This is a genomic window from Euzebyales bacterium (assembly GCA_035461305.1).
Lineage (GTDB): Bacteria > Actinomycetota > Nitriliruptoria > Euzebyales > JAHELV01 > JAHELV01.
Genome location: DATHVN010000047.1, coordinates 1 through 15,616 on the forward strand (window position 1 = coordinate 1; position 15,616 = coordinate 15,616).

Annotated in this window: 18 protein-coding genes; 9 read left to right on the forward strand and 9 right to left on the reverse strand. The window is 69.1% G+C overall.

Translation table 11 applies throughout. The features are described 5' to 3' along the window. Positions 1 to 46 precede the first annotated feature (46 nt). Entirely contained in the window at positions 47 to 370 is a 324-nt protein-coding gene (locus VK923_04230; protein HSJ43874.1) for a metal-sensitive transcriptional regulator, read from the reverse strand. 1,034 nt (positions 371 to 1,404) lie between these two features. On the opposite strand from VK923_04230, the gene VK923_04235 reads away from it, so the two are divergent. The 4 genes from VK923_04235 to VK923_04250 all read left to right on the forward strand — a co-directional run bounded on the left by VK923_04235 (position 1,405) and on the right by VK923_04250 (position 4,772). Then, positions 1,405 to 1,845, forward strand: coding sequence for a hypothetical protein (locus tag VK923_04235; protein HSJ43875.1), 441 nt, complete (start codon positions 1,405 to 1,407; stop codon positions 1,843 to 1,845). Positions 1,846 to 1,943: 98 nt separating this feature from the next. After that, positions 1,944 to 2,570, forward strand: a complete 627-nt coding sequence (locus tag VK923_04240) for an SDR family NAD(P)-dependent oxidoreductase (GenBank protein ID HSJ43876.1) — start codon at positions 1,944 to 1,946, stop codon at positions 2,568 to 2,570. Continuing rightward, positions 2,462 to 3,619: a hypothetical protein gene (locus tag VK923_04245; protein ID HSJ43877.1), complete on the forward strand. Its 1,158-nt coding sequence runs from the start codon at positions 2,462 to 2,464 to the stop codon at positions 3,617 to 3,619. The genes VK923_04240 and VK923_04245 overlap by 109 nt, the downstream gene beginning before the upstream one ends. Positions 3,620 to 3,836: 217 nt before the next feature. Beyond that, entirely contained in the window at positions 3,837 to 4,772 is a 936-nt protein-coding gene (locus tag VK923_04250; protein HSJ43878.1) for a ribose-phosphate pyrophosphokinase, read from the forward strand. Positions 4,773 to 4,805: 33 nt separating this feature from the next. Here the strand turns inward: VK923_04250 and VK923_04255 are convergent, their stop codons facing one another. From VK923_04255 to VK923_04265, 3 genes are all read right to left on the reverse strand, one after another. Continuing rightward, positions 4,806 to 5,345: a hypothetical protein gene (locus VK923_04255; GenBank protein ID HSJ43879.1), complete on the reverse strand. Its 540-nt coding sequence runs from the start codon at positions 5,343 to 5,345 to the stop codon at positions 4,806 to 4,808. 14 nt (positions 5,346 to 5,359) lie between these two features. Next, the gene (locus tag VK923_04260) at positions 5,360 to 5,530 is read right to left on the reverse strand and encodes a hypothetical protein (protein ID HSJ43880.1); all 171 of its coding nucleotides are present in this window, start codon (positions 5,528 to 5,530) and stop codon (positions 5,360 to 5,362) included. 363 nt (positions 5,531 to 5,893) lie between these two features. Further along, positions 5,894 to 6,199, reverse strand: a complete 306-nt coding sequence (locus VK923_04265) for a hypothetical protein (protein ID HSJ43881.1) — start codon at positions 6,197 to 6,199, stop codon at positions 5,894 to 5,896. A gap of 680 nt (positions 6,200 to 6,879) precedes the next feature. On the opposite strand from VK923_04265, the gene VK923_04270 reads away from it, so the two are divergent. Then, positions 6,880 to 7,068 carry a helix-turn-helix transcriptional regulator gene (locus tag VK923_04270; GenBank protein ID HSJ43882.1) on the forward strand — a complete coding sequence of 63 codons (189 nt, stop codon included), beginning with the start codon at positions 6,880 to 6,882 and terminating at the stop codon, positions 7,066 to 7,068. Between the two features lie 15 nt (positions 7,069 to 7,083). Here VK923_04270 and VK923_04275 read toward each other — a convergent pair whose 3' ends face one another. The 4 genes from VK923_04275 to VK923_04290 all read right to left on the reverse strand — a co-directional run bounded on the left by VK923_04275 (position 7,084) and on the right by VK923_04290 (position 10,590). Beyond that, entirely contained in the window at positions 7,084 to 7,644 is a 561-nt protein-coding gene (locus tag VK923_04275; GenBank protein ID HSJ43883.1) for a hypothetical protein, read from the reverse strand. 877 nt (positions 7,645 to 8,521) lie between these two features. Next, on the reverse strand, positions 8,522 to 9,643 hold the full coding sequence (locus VK923_04280) for an ATP-binding protein (GenBank protein HSJ43884.1): 1,122 nt from the start codon (positions 9,641 to 9,643) through the stop codon (positions 8,522 to 8,524). Then, positions 9,640 to 9,906, reverse strand: a complete 267-nt coding sequence (locus VK923_04285; GenBank protein HSJ43885.1) for a hypothetical protein — start codon at positions 9,904 to 9,906, stop codon at positions 9,640 to 9,642. Before VK923_04285 ends, VK923_04280 begins: the two co-directional genes overlap by 4 nt. 9 nt (positions 9,907 to 9,915) lie before the next feature. Further along, positions 9,916 to 10,590 (reverse strand): response regulator transcription factor, encoded by a 675-nt coding sequence (locus VK923_04290; protein HSJ43886.1) that lies wholly within the window; start codon positions 10,588 to 10,590, stop codon positions 9,916 to 9,918. Between the two features lie 155 nt (positions 10,591 to 10,745). On the opposite strand from VK923_04290, the gene VK923_04295 reads away from it, so the two are divergent. Further along, positions 10,746 to 11,180 carry a PepSY domain-containing protein gene (locus tag VK923_04295; GenBank protein HSJ43887.1) on the forward strand — a complete coding sequence of 145 codons (435 nt, stop codon included), beginning with the start codon at positions 10,746 to 10,748 and terminating at the stop codon, positions 11,178 to 11,180. Positions 11,181 to 11,197: 17 nt separating this feature from the next. Then, the gene (locus tag VK923_04300; GenBank protein HSJ43888.1) at positions 11,198 to 11,350 is read left to right on the forward strand and encodes a hypothetical protein; all 153 of its coding nucleotides are present in this window, start codon (positions 11,198 to 11,200) and stop codon (positions 11,348 to 11,350) included. Positions 11,351 to 11,677: 327 nt separating this feature from the next. Here the strand turns inward: VK923_04300 and VK923_04305 are convergent, their stop codons facing one another. Further along, the gene (locus VK923_04305; protein ID HSJ43889.1) at positions 11,678 to 11,902 is read right to left on the reverse strand and encodes a helix-turn-helix domain-containing protein; all 225 of its coding nucleotides are present in this window, start codon (positions 11,900 to 11,902) and stop codon (positions 11,678 to 11,680) included. On the opposite strand from VK923_04305, the gene VK923_04310 reads away from it, so the two are divergent. Continuing rightward, the gene (locus VK923_04310) at positions 11,894 to 12,277 is read left to right on the forward strand and encodes a Na+/H+ antiporter NhaA (protein HSJ43890.1); all 384 of its coding nucleotides are present in this window, start codon (positions 11,894 to 11,896) and stop codon (positions 12,275 to 12,277) included. The genes VK923_04305 and VK923_04310 overlap by 9 nt on opposite strands. A gap of 1,335 nt (positions 12,278 to 13,612) precedes the next feature. Further along, positions 13,613 to 15,532, forward strand: coding sequence for a serine protease (locus VK923_04315; protein HSJ43891.1), 1,920 nt, complete (start codon positions 13,613 to 13,615; stop codon positions 15,530 to 15,532). The last annotated feature ends 84 nt before the right edge of the window (positions 15,533 to 15,616 follow it).

A 15,616-nucleotide genomic window follows, 5' to 3' on the forward strand; every position in this document is an offset into this window, starting at 1 on the left:
GATCGTGTCGATGGTCACTGGTACACCTTTTCGCAGGTTCCGCCGGTCAGGATCTGACGAGGCGCTCGATCGCAGCGGTCGCCTCCGCGATGATCACCTCGGCCCGCCGCGGATCCTCGTCCCGCGCAGCGTCGGCGACACACCCGCGCAGATGATCGTCGAGCAGACCGACCGCAACCTTCTCCAGCGCGCGTTTCGCCGCGGCGATCTGCGTGACGACGTCGATGCAGTACGCATCGTCCTCCACCATCCGCGAGATCCCCCGCACCTGCCCCTCGATCCGGCGCAACCGCGCGCGATAGTCGCCCTTGCGCTGCCCGTACCGATACGTCGACGCTGTTCCCGTCCCGTCGCTCGCCTCTATACCCATGGGGGGTAGGGTACTTTCCCCGATGCGAGATCGCAACCGCGAGTCCGTTGGCACGGTGCGGTGAGCGGCCTCTCCGTCCCACTCCGGGTGGGCCGTTGGCACGGTGCGGTGAGCGGCCTCTCCGTCCCACTCCGGGTGGGCCGGGCCGCGGTCCACCACCTGGAGCTCCCACCACGCGTCGGGCCTGCGTAGGGTCGTCATGCTTGCTGAGGTGACCCGCTGGAACGCGCGCTCCCAGCGACGGCCAGGCCCCAGATCAGCACGGCGATGATGCCGACGTGGTAGGCGATGTCAGGCCCCGTACGCGGACCGACCCCAACGGCGATGGTGAACACGCCGACGAGCGTTCCGAGCCAGCGCGAATCCCTGTGCGGCGACTCCTGCCTGTCGGGTCCGCGCCGGAAGAGCCCAACTGAGCCCGAGGCCTGCGACCAGGACGATGGCGATGACGGTCTCCGCAATGCCTGCGTGCTGATGTTCGTAACCGTCGACCAGGAGACCGAAGTGTGTGAGCGCGGCGACCGCGAACGTCGCGGCCTCGAACAGCATGAACTTGCGTGCGATCCATCGGGTCCCTCTCATCCCGTTGTAGGACGCCGTCGTTCCGGCTGCATCCAGCAAGTCGAGCGCGTCACGGCGCCTCGATCGAGGAGAGCTTCGTGACCGGGAGGTACCTCGACCGGGTCGCACAGTTCGTCGGCCGGCGCTCAACGCCATCCAGCCGCTCGGCAAGGGTGTCAGGCGCCGCAGATCCTGACGACGATCGAGATTCGGTACACGGTGCGCAGGCGTGCTGGCGTCGTCGCTTCCGTACGTCCGCGCGACATCGTACGACGCGCCGGTTCCCGACGCGAACGAGCAGCCGATCGGCCGCATCGGGTTGGACGGCACGGGTGGTACTCGACCCGGTCCGGCCAGGGCTTGCGTAGGACCGGCGCTCTGGCGGGCGGGACGAGCCCTTCGACGGTCAGCACCCAACAGAACGTTGATCCGACGCGTGGACGCTGTCCCCGCTACAGCGAGCCGTAGCCGGGATGGACGCCAGCACGAAGGCCGTGCGCTTCGACGAGACGGACGAGGAGCCCACGCAACAGCGAGCGTTCTTCGACGTTCAGATCATCAGCGATCGCGTCGTCATGCGCGCGCGCCACGACTGCGATCCTCTCGAGCATGTCCCGTCCGCCGGCAGTCAGATGGACTGCGTGCCGGCGGCGGTCGGCGGCGTCGCGTCTGCGTTCGAGCAGACCGCGGTGTTCGAGGTCGTCCACGAACGTCACGAGACGGCTCGGATGCACGCCGAGCTCGTCGGAGATCTGTTGCTGACTGCGGCCCGGACGCCGTCCGACCGAGCGCAGCAGTCCAGCCTCGGGCGCACTCAGGCCCAGCTCGGCGACGCGCGTGGCGAACTCCGCCGACGCGAACGCGCCGAGCTGCGCCAGCAGGAACGCGGCGCCCTGCGGGTGCGCGTCGGGTGAACGCCGATCGACGGGTTGTGGAGTGGCTTCCATGCCGATACCATACAGGCGACAAACCGTTTATATATAGAACTATTCTAATCACGAACGGAGTATCCATGGCCGCCAGCGACCGGAGGACGGCGCTCGTGACGGGCGGCACCGCCGGCATCGGGCTGACCACCGCCCACGGCCTCGCGTCGCGCGGACACGAGGTCATCGTCGTCGGCCGCAACTCCGACCGGGGCACACGGGCGGCGCGCGACATCTCCCGGGCAGCCGCCGTACCAGCGAACTTCATGTCCGCCGACCTATCGACCGTGTCGGAGGTCGGGCGCCTGGCCGACCGCATCCTTCGACGCATCCCCGCGGGTCTCGACGTGGTCGTGCACAACGTCGGAGGGCTCTACCCCGAGCGTCACCTCACGACCGACGGCATCGAGGCGACCCTCGCGACCAATGTGGTCGCCCCACTCGTCCTGACCCGGGCCTTGCTTCCCGCCCTGTCGGGAGCGTCGCCGAGCCGCGCCGTGTTCGTCAACTCCGACGCTCACCGGTTCAGGCAGACCGACCTCGACGACCTCAACGCCGACCGGTTCCATCGCGGCTTCGACAGCTATTGCACGAGCGTTCGCTCGTGCAACTCCTCGTCGCCGGCACGCTCAGCCGCGAGCTCGATCCGAGCCAGGTCACGATCGTCGCCGTCAACCCAGGCCCGGCGTGGACCGGCCAGGTCGCGGCGATGACGCCCGCGATGATGCCGCCCAGGATGCGGCTGATGTGGCCGCTCATACGGCTCGTTCAGCGATCACGATCACCCGAGCAGGCCGCACGCGCTGTCGTCCACGCCGCGACCGACCCGTTGCTGACCGGTACGACCGGCGTGTGGATCGACCAGCGCGGCAACGTCGGCGAACCAAGCGACACAGCGCGCGACGACCAGCTCGCAGCGAGCGTCGCGGCCCGCGCCGACGCGCTGGTCGCGCACGCCACACGCCACCACGGGTCAGACGCGGATCCGCGACGAGCACCACGAACCGGACACACCCTCCGCGATGAGCTCTCCAAGGAGACGGTGACAATGACCGAGGTCCGAAACGACCGACGCCGCCGGACAGGCGGTCCACCACTCGTCCTCGTGGCGTCCGTCTCGGCAGCGCTGGCCGTCGCTGCCGTCGTCATCCAGAACGCGCTCACGGGTGGCGACGCGTACCCGCGGCCGTTCACCGGCACGAGCACCATCAACGACTACTTCGCCGTGCACGGCGAGGTGGCGCAGGTCGCCGGTACGCTCCAGTTCGCCGCCGCTGTCCCACTGGCGATCTTCGCAGCGACCGCATACTCGCAGATGCGCGGCCTGGGCGTCCGGGTCGCCGGCGTCACGATCGCGCTGACCGGCGGCGTCCTCGCCTCGGGTTTCCTCGCCGCATCGGGTCTCCTGCAATGGACGCTCGCGGGGTCGACGATCATGGGCGACGCCCGAGCGGCCCTTCACACCCTCACGTTCGCGACCGGCGGAACCGGCCACGTCGTGTTCCTCGGCCTGCTGGTCGCCGGCCTCGCCGTGCCAGCGCTCATCATGCGACTGCTCCCACGATGGCTTGCGGTCGCCGGCGTCGTCATCGCCGTAGCAGCCGAGGTCTCCACCCTGTCGCTGCTGTTCGACCCCGCGCAGTACCTGCTGCCCGTCGGCCGCTTCCTTGGCCTTGCGTGGATCGTCGCCGCCGTCGCGCTGCTCCCAACGGCGCCGCGCACTCGCAACACCCGCCCGACACCGGCGCGGGAAACGAGCTGAGGGCACCGACGACGAGCACGGTACGTCTCGTCTCGAGATCGATCACGGACGCACCGCGCAAGCGGATGCCGTCACCGTAGGGCCCACCGCCGGTCGCGCCGGAAACAGACTGCCGGCGTCGACAGGGGTCGTGGCCGACAGTGGTCGCGGTGGGACGCATCTGCCAGCCGCCACGTCAGCATGGGTGTACGAGCCGAGAATCTGGGAGTGTCCGGTCATGCTCAGCATCCTTGCCGGCGAGGCGAACCGGCCACTCGCTGCAGCGCTCGCCGTCCAGCTCGAGACGGACCTCGCCGAACGCACGATCGAACGGTTCCCCGACGGAGAGATCCACGTCGCCGTGAAGAGCGGCATCAGGGGTCACGACGTCCACATCGTGCAGCCGTTGTGCCCGCCGGTCGACGCGCATCTGGTCGAGACGATGATGCTCGCCGACGCCTCCCATCGAGCCGGTGCCGCGCACATCACCGCGGTCCTGCCCTACTACGGCTATGCGCGGCAGGACCGCCGCAGCGCCCCCGGCGAACCCGTCGGCGCCAGGGTCGTGGCGGACCTCCTCGCGGCGGTCCACGTCGACAGCGTGCTGGTCGTCGATCCCCACACGCGCGCGCTCGAGGCGATGCTGAGCGTTCCACTCGAACCCATCAGCGCCATTCCGCTGCTTGCCGCGACCCTCCGCCCGGAGCTCCCCGACGACGCGGTCGTCGTGGCACCTGATCTCGGGGCGGTCAAGCGGGCCGAACGATTCGCCGGACTGCTCGACCTGCCGATGGCCTTTGTCCGCAAGACCAGGCTCTCGGGGGACACGGTCCGTGCCGAAGGCGTGGTCGGCGACGTCGCCGGCCGGGTGCCGGTCATCGTGGACGACATGATCACGACCGGAGGGACGATCGTGTCAGCGACACAGGTGCTGCTCGACGCCGGTGCCCGTGCCCCCGTGACCGTCGCCGCCACCCACGGTCTCCTCGTTGGCGACGCGTTGGAGGCGCTCGGGCAGCTGCCGCTTCAACGCATCCACCTCACCGACAGCGTCCCGCCACCCGACAGTGGTGCGCTGCCGTTGGTCACGACGTCACTCGGCGAACTGCTGGCCGACGCGATCCGACGGCTGCGACGTGGGACGGGACTCGGTCAGCTCGGCGGCTACGGCTGAAGACGCCGCACGGAGCGACGGTGGCGCGCCCGCTCACGCCACCGTCTCGTCGGTTGCGTTCGAGACGTCAGCCTCGGCGAGACACTCGAACACCCTGCCATACCGCCGAATCGCGTGGCGGATCTCATGCGTACCCGCCAAGCCGAGCTGCAGGTCGAGTACGACGTTGCGCGCCGCCCTGTACTCGTCGACCACGGCGGCGTGGGCTGCCGACAGGTCGGCGGCGTGCAGCGCGAAGCCCCCGGTCGGGTAGCCGACGTCGTCGAGCAGTCGCATGAGCAGCTCGTCGGCCTCGAGCAATGCCGTGGCGGGCTGCGTCGTTGCCTGGCGTTGCTGTTGTCTCCAGCGCGTGACGTACATGGCACGCTCGTCGCGGCTCAGGCTCCGCAGCATGCGGGACTGGAGCCGCGCCGACCGCACACGTGCATCGGGCGCGTTCTGCAGGCTGGCGACGTTCCCGACGGCGCCGTCGTGCTCGTCGTCGAAGCGCTGTACGAGACACCTGTTGATGTTGCGCCACACCAGCACAGCGATCACGCCCAGCACGGCGGCGACGGCGAGTACGCTCCACATCCACGGCTGCATGGTCAACGCTCCCACCACGAGATCTCGCCGAGCCGACCTGCCTCGTCGGCGTCGCCTTCATCCCTCGGTCTGATCATCGGCCGGGAGCTCGACAGCTCGTCGAGCATGCTGACGACGACCTCGGCCGCTTGGCCGGGTTCGCGACCCGAAGCGTTGCGTGAGGTGCCGCTCATCGTGTGTTCCCGTGGCGCTGACCTTCGATGATGAGCTGATTGACGTTCGTTGCTACCCACCTGGTGTCCGTACACACACCGCAACGTGTCGCAAGCCGGATCGCGGCGGGTGCTGCTGCTCGGGCCGCCCAGGCGATGGCCGCGTCGAGGTTGCCGACGTCGGTCTGGTGGACGAGCCGGGCGATCGTGGCGGCGACCACGATGCGAGCGCATCCCGCTGCCGTCTGCCGAGTACGAGATCGGATGTTCCGGTCGCCTCCCTCCAACGTCCCCGAACGACAGCCGCAGGCCCGAGCGCTGACCGGGCGACGAGCCGGTGACCTGGATGTCGCCGGACCCCATCGCGGTCGGTGGTGGATCGCTTCAGTGGTCGTGGCGGCGCGCTCGTCCGGGCTCCAGGTGGGCACCCATCGCGGTGGCCGCAACCACGAGGCCGGCGGCGCCGAGGACGATGTTCTTGAGCACGTACTGGGCCGCGAGGGTCGGCGCACCGGGGAACAGGTCGGTGAAGAACAACGCCAGTGGGGACATGATCCCGACCAATGCGCCGGCCAGCACGACCAACCCGGTGCGCAGCAGCCGACCGGTGATCCACAGGCTGGTCGCGGTGTCGCGTCGGCTACGCCTTGCGACGTAGTCGTGCTGCCGTTCGTGTGGTGACGCACGCACACGCGCGATGATGGATGCTGATCGGCATGGACACTGCGTCACCACCACAGGTCGGCCTTCGGGCGCTGGCATTCGACGCCGCCGTGGCGGTGGCGCTGGCCGTCGTGGGTGTCGCGAATGCGACGATGTCCACGGCGTGGGCAAGCGCCTCGAATCGGCCGATGGCTGCCATCGGTCTCGGACTGGTCGCTGGCACCGGACTGGTCCTGGTGGTGCGGACCTCGTGCGGATCGGGCTGCGCACGTTCATCGACAGCGAGGACGACCTGACGTGCGTCGGCGAGGCCGCCGATGGGCTCGCCGCGGTCAGGTTGGCGCGCGAGCAGCGACCAGATGTGATCCTGATGGACATCCGCATGCCGGGCATCGACGGGCTGACCTCGACGCGGCGGATCACCGCCGACGCCGAGCTGGGCCACACCCGGGTGATCGTGCTGACCACGTTCGAGCTCGACGAATACGTGTTCGACGCGTTGCGCTCCGGCGCGAGCGGATTCCTCCTCAAGGACACCAGACCACCAGAGCTGCTGCGGGCCATCCGGCTGGTCGCCGACGGCGGGGCGCTGCTGTCGCCGTCAGTCACCCGGCCAGGTCGACGGCGACGATCGCCGCGTTCGACTGGTTCGCGAGTTCGTATCGCTGGCGCCGCGGTCGACGACACCACATCCCTTCCTGCACACGTTGACCGACCGCGAGCGGGAGGTCGTCGGCCTGGTGGCGGAGGGGTTGAGCAACGACGAGATCGCCGAGCGCCTCGTGATCAGCCCAGCGACCGCGCGCACGCATGTCAGCCGGTCGATGATCAAGTTGAGCGCGCGCGACCGCGCCCAGCTGGTCGTGTTCGCCTACCAGGCAGGCCTCGCAGACTGAAGGATGATAGTGGCTTCATCGACCGGCGGACTGGCGTCTCGGGCGCCGGATCAGCCCCCACGGTCTGGCCACCGCCAGGATGGTGGCGAAGGTCAGGGCGGTCAGGGACACCGCCGGGGGGAAGAACAGCGACGACACGTCGATGGTGGAGACGCCGTCGGCCGCCAGCAGTCGTCCGTGCGCGACGACCTCGTTCATCCCGGGTCGCAGCGCGACCACGATCAGCGTGCACAACACGACGTTCATGGCCAACTTGACGGCGACCCACCAGTAGCGGACCAGCCCATAGCGGCTGCCCACACCGTGGATGATGCCGCTGGCAAGGCACACCAGTCCGGCGGCGAGCATCGGTGCAACGACGAACCGGCCGAGCGCCTGGTAGGCCAGGACCCGAACCGCCGTGTCGGCGGCGAACCAGCCGGTGGCCACGAGCACGGCGACGATGACGTCGATGCCGACCCATGCCCCGGATGACAGGATGTGGACGATCAACGCGGCCTTCCGGGCGCGTCGGGACACCCGCCACCGCGGCTGGGGCGCGGCGGTGCCGGGCGTCGGGTCAGCGGTGGGTTCCATCTCCCGCAGTGTTGGCGCGCCCGCGGTCGCACGCGTCCTGTGCTGGGCGGCTGTCGTCGTGCGTCCCGTGACGTAGGGACGACGTCGAGACGCGTGGCGCCGGTCTGCAGCGTCGTCCGGTGCGTAGTGAAGGTGTCGCCGCGTCGCGGACGCCCCGGCGGCGTCCGTACCTACCTTCCGTCCCGTTCTGATTCGACGGGGCCCAGGAGGAACCGCATGAACCCACACGCAGCATTGTCATCCACACGCCGTTACGACACAGTTGGGCCTGCTCGTGGCAGTCGGCATCGCCGTGCTGTACGTCTCCGGTGTCGTGATGCCGGTCGTGCCACCGGGTCTGGTGCTGCTCGTCGTCGCTGCGGTCCTCGTCGTGGCCCCGGCCGCCGGTCTGGTCGCCATGCGGGAGGCTCGAACCTCCACGCCACTGGCCGCCCCCCGAGACCAGGCGGTGACACGGCCACGATGGGGACCAACGGGGATGGATTCCGGGATCGAGTCGGTCACGGCATCAGCGTTTCGGAGCACACAGAACTCGTTGCCCTCTGATCGGCCAGGACCACCCGGCTCTGCTCGCCCTGCCCGGCGCCTGGGGTCTCCGCAATCGATACGATCTCGGTGAGGCGGCCGGTCATTGAGGATCCTGTCTGTGGTCATGCCCGACAGTCGACAGCTGCTCGCCCGCTGGCCGAGCTCGTCAGCCGAGGTCTACAGCGGTGATGTTCAGGGGAACCGAACGTGGCCAGCGGCAGTTTCGTCCTCGTGCGACCTTGCCCACGATCGCAATCCCACACGAGATGTAGACGGACCGCTGACTCCGTGACCGTCCGGGTGTCCAGGCTTGGAGCCTCTCGCCGGGCAGCCAGCCTGTCGGCGCGACCTACGGCGCGTGGGGAGTGGTGTCCGCCGGGTTCGTCGAGTGGGTCGGGATGACCAGTTCGACGATGGCGCCGCCCTCGGGCCGGTTGGCGGCGCGGGCCTGACCGCCATGCGCGCGTGCGATGGTCTCGACGATCGCGAGGCCGAGCCCGGCGCCTGGCTCGGTCCGAGCCTCGTCGTCGCGTGTGAACCGTTCGAACGCGGACGACACGAACGCCGCGGGAAAGCCCGCCCCCTCGTCGCTGACGCGCAGGACCACACCGCCGTCGTCGGCTGCTGCGTCGAGCAGGATACGTCCACCGCCATGGCGGAGCGCGTTGTCGACGAGGTTGCCCAGCGCCCGCTCGAGCCGCAGACGGTCGCCGTCCATGCTGCCGGGCGGTGTGTGTCCGACCTCTACGGCACGGTCCGCAGCGTCCGCGCGCGTGGCGAACTGACGAGCTACCTGTTCGAGCAGGTCGCGCACCGCGAACGACGCGCGCTGGAGGCGAAGCTGCTCCTCCTCGGTCGAGGCGAGCACGAGGAGATCCTCGGCCAGTCGGGTGAGGCGGTCGACCTCCTCGCCTGCCGAGTGCAACGCGTCCTGCAGGTCCTCGGGGCGTCGCGGCCGCCGGCGGGCGAGGTCGAGCTCGGTCTGCAGGAGCGCGAGTGGGGAGCGCAGCTCATGGCTGGCGTCGGCAATGAAACGGCGTTCGCGGCGCACGCCGCCATCGAGACGCTCGAGCATGGCATTGAGCGTTTCCCCCAACCGACGCACTTCATCGTGCGCCACCGGCAGAGGCAGCCGCTCGCCAGCGGTGTCCGCCGAGATCGCCGTGGCCCGACGCCGCATCTCCTCGACCGGGCGCAACGCTGCGCCAGCCAGCACGTAGCCTGCCACGCTCGCCAACGCGAGGGCAGCCACGCCACCGATCACCAGTTGGGCGAGCAGCAGCTCAAGGGCGTCGGCGACATCGGCGAGCGACGCACCAACCATGACCGTCACGCCATCGTCGGCTGGGCGCCCCAGCAGCCGTACCGGCTCGGTCTCGTCCTCGTCAACCAGCAACGCCTCGGTCGTGGACTGCAGCCGTCCCTCGAGCGCCGCCGCTCGTTGCTCAGCCGACAGCAGCGGCCTGGTCATACTGGCGTAGCCGCAAGCACGTTGCAGTTCGGTGCCAGGATCTGCGCGAACTCATCCTCCTCACGGCCGACGGGGCCTTCGATCTCGCCGGCGTCGATCGATGCGGCAAGCGCCGTGGCGCGGGCGACGAGGCGGTTGTCGACCTGCTCGACCAGAGCGGCGCCCAGACGGATGTACACGAAGACGCCGACCCCGACCAGCACGACGGCCATCGCGAGCGCGAACACCAGCGTCAACCGCAATCGGAGCGGAAGCCGGCTCACCGACGCTGCTCAGCCGTCGGCGTTGAGGCGGTAGCCGACGCCACGCACGGTCTCGATCGTCTCCCGCGCGAACGGCCGATCGACCTTCTCCCGCAGGTAGCGGACGTAGACGTCGACGATGTTCGACCGGCTCTCGTATCCGCCGTCCCAGGCATGCTCCAGAAGTTGGTAGCGCGACAGCGCCTGACCCGGCCGACGCATCATCGTCTCGAGCAGCGCGAACTCCTTCGCAGACAGGTCGATCTCGTGACCCGCGCGCCAGACCTGGTGCGTCGCGGGATCCAACCGCAGGTCCCCGACCTCGAGCGACGTCGGCCGTGCGGGCGCGCCGCGACGCACGAGCGCCCGCAGTCGGGCGAGCAACTCGTCGAAGGCGAACGGCTTCGGCAGATAGTCGTCCGCGCCCGCGTCCAGTCCCGCGACGCGGTCGTCGACGGCATCCCGCGCGGTCAGCATCAACACCGGCGCCCAGATACCCCGACTGCGCAGTCGCCGACACACCTCGAAGCCGTCGACCTCGGGGAGCATGACGTCGAGCACGATAGCGTCGTAGTCCACCGATGCAGCCATCCAAAATGCGTCCCTGCCGGTCGCCGCGACGTCGGTGGCGTAGCCTTCCTCGACGAGACCCCGCCGCAGCAGGCCCGCCATCTTCGCTTCATCCTCCACCACGAGCAGACGCACGATCCCATTGTGCGTGCGCCGATGAGCGGAACGTGAGAGCCATCAGAGGCGTGCATTCGGTGGCAGCGGCGACCGCGACGCTCACGTCGACTCATCGTGATCTCATTCCTCCTCCATAGGGTGAGGGCCACGATCAGTCACAAGGAGGACGATGCATGTCTCGCAAGCTGATGTTCGTCGTCGGAGCCGTGCTGACACTCGCACTGCTCACGACAGGGATCGCCGTCGCAGCCGGCAACCGCGCAGATGACGCGGCCCCGGCCGACACCGCCACCCAATCGAACGACGGTAGCCAGCTCGACGACTCGGGCACCGCCGACGACGCCGAGGACGCCGACACGCCGGATGACGACCAGGAGGCCGGAGAGGCACAGGACTCCGACGAGAACCTGACCGGCTCCCCTGCCGAGCAGGCCGCCAAGGCCGCGCTCGCCGCCACCGGCGGCGGCACTGTCCTCGAGGTCGAGGCTGGTGACGACCCCAACGCCGCGTACGAAGTCGAGATCCGCACACCCAACGGCGACGCCGCCGAAGTGCTCCTCGACACCGACTTCGACGTCATCGGCTCTGTCGCCGGCGACGACGACTGAGCATCGAGTACGCGACCATGAGCGGCCAGGCCGCCCGGCGTCCCGCCGGGCGGCCATGTCCGGTCCAGCTGCCGCCGGGCGCCTACGACGCGGCCGGCCTGCTCGCGGCCCGCTTCACAGTGTCAGGGACGCCATCGCACCTCGACCTGAGTGAGTTCCTCGTCAGCTGACCGCCATGCCGCCCGGCGGAAGTTGCACGCCCGTTCATGCGCCAGGGCCGTCGCTCTGGGCGTTCGGGCCCGTTCCGAGGTCGTGAAGCGGCGTCGCGGCGTTCATGTCGCGTGGTGTCGGTGGCGTTCAAGGACGGTGAGGGCGAGCACCCCGACCGCGGCCGCGGCGATCGCGAGGGAGACGAACAGCTGACTGCCCGACGGTTTGACGGTCATCAGGAACTCGAGCTCAGCCAGGAGGGTCAGCCCCGCGCGGGTGGACGCATGCAGCGTCGGCGCGCGGCTCAGTTGCCGCGTCGCTGGTGGCAGCGGTGCGTCGGACGCAACCTATGAGGGCCGAGGCGTTGAAGGGGCACGCGCGCGTCGCCACTGCAGGTTGAACCGGGTGTCGGGGTCGGTCAGGTCAGCGTTCGTCAGCTCGCGGATTCGCTGGAGGCGGTAGCGCACCGTGCTGCGGTGGACGAACAGATCCGACGCCGAGACGGCGATCGAGGCGGCCTTCTGGTCCGGGAGTCGGTCCCGATCACCCAACGCCTGCAGCACATGCTTCACCCCTGGACCAGCTACGTGATCATCCCGGTGTTCGCGCTGGCGAACGCGGGGCTCGACCTCAGCGCTGTCGGGCTCGACGCCACCCTGCTCGCACCGATCGCTGTCGGCGTGCTGCTCGGACTGCTGGTGGGCAAGCCCGTGGGAGTCACCGCCGGCGCCTGGATCGCGACCCGTCTCACGCGCACGCCACTGCCGGTGGCGTGCCTTGGCGGCAGTTCCCCGGTGCGACGGCGCCGACGGGTCGCATCTCGCGCTCGTAAGGGCCCGGCGCGACTCGTGTTGGGGAGCGTCGCCGCCGCAATCGTCGATACCAGGCCCGTCGCTGCGCTGGTTTTGCCAGGCCACGCAATGACCACAGCGGGCAACTTCGCCTGATGTGCCAACCAGGCGCCAGGCCCGGCGATCATGGCGGAGTCAGGGCGCCCGGGGCCGTGGCTGGGACCTGACCAGCGCGATGGAGGCGACAGGCACAGCCGTGCGCCGTCGCCGACCCGCTCGATGCAGGCCGGCGCGAAGTCGACCGAGCCGTCTTTCGTGGACCACGGCCATCGGTAGCGCTTCGTCCGGCAGGTCGCCACCGATGATCTGGACGGGGCCACCGGCGCATCCGTTCGTCGATCCCGGTCAGGGTGACGCCGGGAGCAAACGGCTTCGGTATCCGCCGGTCGGCCGGCGGCCGCGGCACCACCGGCTCCTCGTGATGGGGAAGTCGGTACACGTGTCGGCGGCCGAGTACGTCGACCAGGTTGGCGACGACGAGCGTCCGCATCACCCCGGCCTCGGTCGCGACGAGCGCCCTGACCGATGCCGGCATCGTCAAACACCGCGTCAAGCTCGTCCTCGCTGTCGTGGAGGGGCACGACTCGCACGCTCCCGGCGGCGCGCCCGTCCATCGACGGCCTGGACGTGATCAGGACCACCGACCGTCGAGCTCGCGCAACGCACGTGCCAGGTTGAACAGCCACTCGGCATGTCCCATCAGCGCGACGCCTGTCGGCGGGGGCTTGGAGACCTTCAGCCCGCGGGCCATGAGCGGGCGTCAGGCTGTGGACCACCCCGGTTCCCAGGATCACGGCGAACGTCACCGGGCCGATGGCATCGGCATCGAAGCCGGCGCCGCTCAGCTCGGCGTTGAACTGGGCGGCCGTTGCGGCGGCGACGATCCCGCGGGGACTCACCCATGCGATCAACGCCCGGTCGCGCCACGACAGCGACGTTCCGGTCAGGGCGATCGCGACGGACGGTGGCCGTACGACGAGCACCAGGAACGCGACGAGCATCGCAACGCGCCCGGCGAACCCGACGAGCTGATCGACGTCGACCAGTGCGCCGAGCAGGATGAACAGCACGCCGATGATCAGGACCTCCAGCGTCTCGCCGAGCCGAGGCCTGGGTCACCGTGTTGGCGAGCGCGATGGCCATGCAGAGCCCCAGGCCCCAAGGCCGAGAACACGAGGAACGGCGCGAGGGTATCGACGACCCCTATCCCGCCGGCGCCTTCGAATCCGCAATGGTCACTTCCAGGTCCCCGTTCCACGTATCAGTCGACCCTCCTCGGTGCTCTGGTTCATCACCATGATCGTCTTTCAGGGATCGCACGCGTTGCTGGACCACAGGGAAGGACAGCAGATGGACCTGACGAGCCAGTTGCGCCACCAAGTGACGGACGCGGCTTCGCGCTATCGCGAGACCTCGCTTGCACGCGAGGAGGTGAAGCGGAAACAGGATCGTGACGGGAAGCAGGTCGTCGACAGCCCCGACCAGGTGGAGGCCAGGTTCGAGCGCCTCGTCCAAATGGGCCAGGTCCCGGCGGACATGATGCTCAGAGCCGCGCCCGAACGAGCGGCCGAGGCCCGCCATCGGACGCTCGAGCGGATCATCGACGAGACCAACGACCTGCAGTCTGCGAGCTTCCTCTCACTGGGCGCTCGGACCGTGCAGACCACAGCGCGCATCTCGACGAACAATCGGCTCCGCCGTTTGCCGATCGGCACTGGATTCCTGGTGTCGCCGCGCCTGCTGATGACGAACAACCATGTCCTGTCCGATCCTCACGAGGCGTCACGTGCGGTCGCGGAGTTCAACTTCGAGCTCGATGCCGACAGCGTCCAGGGCACGGTCGCAGGCTACAGGCTGGAGCCGGACGTGCTGTTCCTCACCGACGCGCACCTCGACTACACGCTGGTCGCCCTGGCGCCGTTATCTGACGGGCGGACTGTGGGCGACGAGTTCGGCTGGAACAGGCTGATGGCGCAGCAGGGAAAGATCATCATCGGCGAATCACTCAACGTGGTGGGGCATCCGATGGGCCGTCTGAAGGAGATCACGATCCGCAGCGGGACGTTGCAGTTCCAGCACGACGAATTCCTCCAGTACACGACCGATACCGAGCCGGGCAACTCCGGATCCCCGATCTACAACGACCAGTGGGAGATCGTCGCGCTGCACCACGCAGGCGTCCCGTCCACCGACGCCGAAGGGAACTGGCTCAAGCGGGACGGCAGTCGATGGCTACCAACTGACGGCGACGACGCTGTCCACTGGGTCGCCAACGAGGGTGCGCGGATCAGCGTGCTGCTCGATCACATCAGCGAGCAGCCTGTCGACGATCCCGCGCGAGGCCTGCTCGAGGAAATGCTCGTCGGCACCGGCCGCGTGATCGGCTCACGGCCGAGCGAGACCGACGACAGTGCAGCACCGCAGGCGGAGTCCGAGCGGATCACCGTCGCCGTGGAGGGGACATCAGGCGTGACAGCCCGCCGCCCCCCGCGCAATGGCGTCAACGTGGTCTTCCTCCACGGACGTGGGCAGGAAAGCAGAGATCCGCGCAGGCTCCGTCGCATGTGGACAGCGGGCCTCGGCAAGGGCCTCGTGCTCGCCGACATGGACCCGATCGATGCCCGAGACGTGTGGTTCCCGTTCTACGGCGACGTCCTGGTGGACTGGCTCGGTGCGCGCGAACGTCTGCCTGACTTCGACACCCACATCGCAGCAGCGGCAGTGGCGCCATCCGACGCATCAGCACGGGAGCTCTATGAGGCTCTGGTCACCGAAGCAGCCGAGCGAGCGGGGTATCCGCAGGATGCGGACGCTCGTGAAGGCATGTTCGACCGTCTGCTCGGAGGCCTGCAGCGTCGCCTAAGCTGGTTGGCCGACCGCAGCCGACTGGACGAGCTCGTGATCGCCGCGATCTTCCGCGACGTCGCCGCCTACCTCAGCAGTGCCACGGTCCGCGACGCGGTGCTCGACACCGTGCTCGCCGGCGTCCCCAGGTCAGGCGAGATCGTCCTGGTCAGCCACAGCCTCGGCACCGTCGTGGCGATGGACCTCGTGACACGCCTGCCGGACGCCATCGACGTCGCGCTGCTCGTCACTGCGGGCAGCCCGCTGGGGATGGACACTGTGTTCAACAGGCTCCTCACGAAGGGACCACACCGTCCGAGCGAGGTTGGCGACTGGGTCAACGTCTGGTCACCCGCGGATCCTGTCGCGATCGGGTGCCCATTGACCGACGACTGGGGCCGACCGCTCGTCGAGGTCATCACTGACAACGCGACGAACCGTGCGCACGCGATAGACGAGTACCTGGCCGATGTCCGAGTCGCCAGAGCGATCGGGGCCGCCCTGTAGCCGCCCGAGCATGGCGAGCATGCCTGGGACGTCAGGGACGTGCCTCGAAGACGAGCCTGAAGGGCGTCTCGGTCACCCGACGGA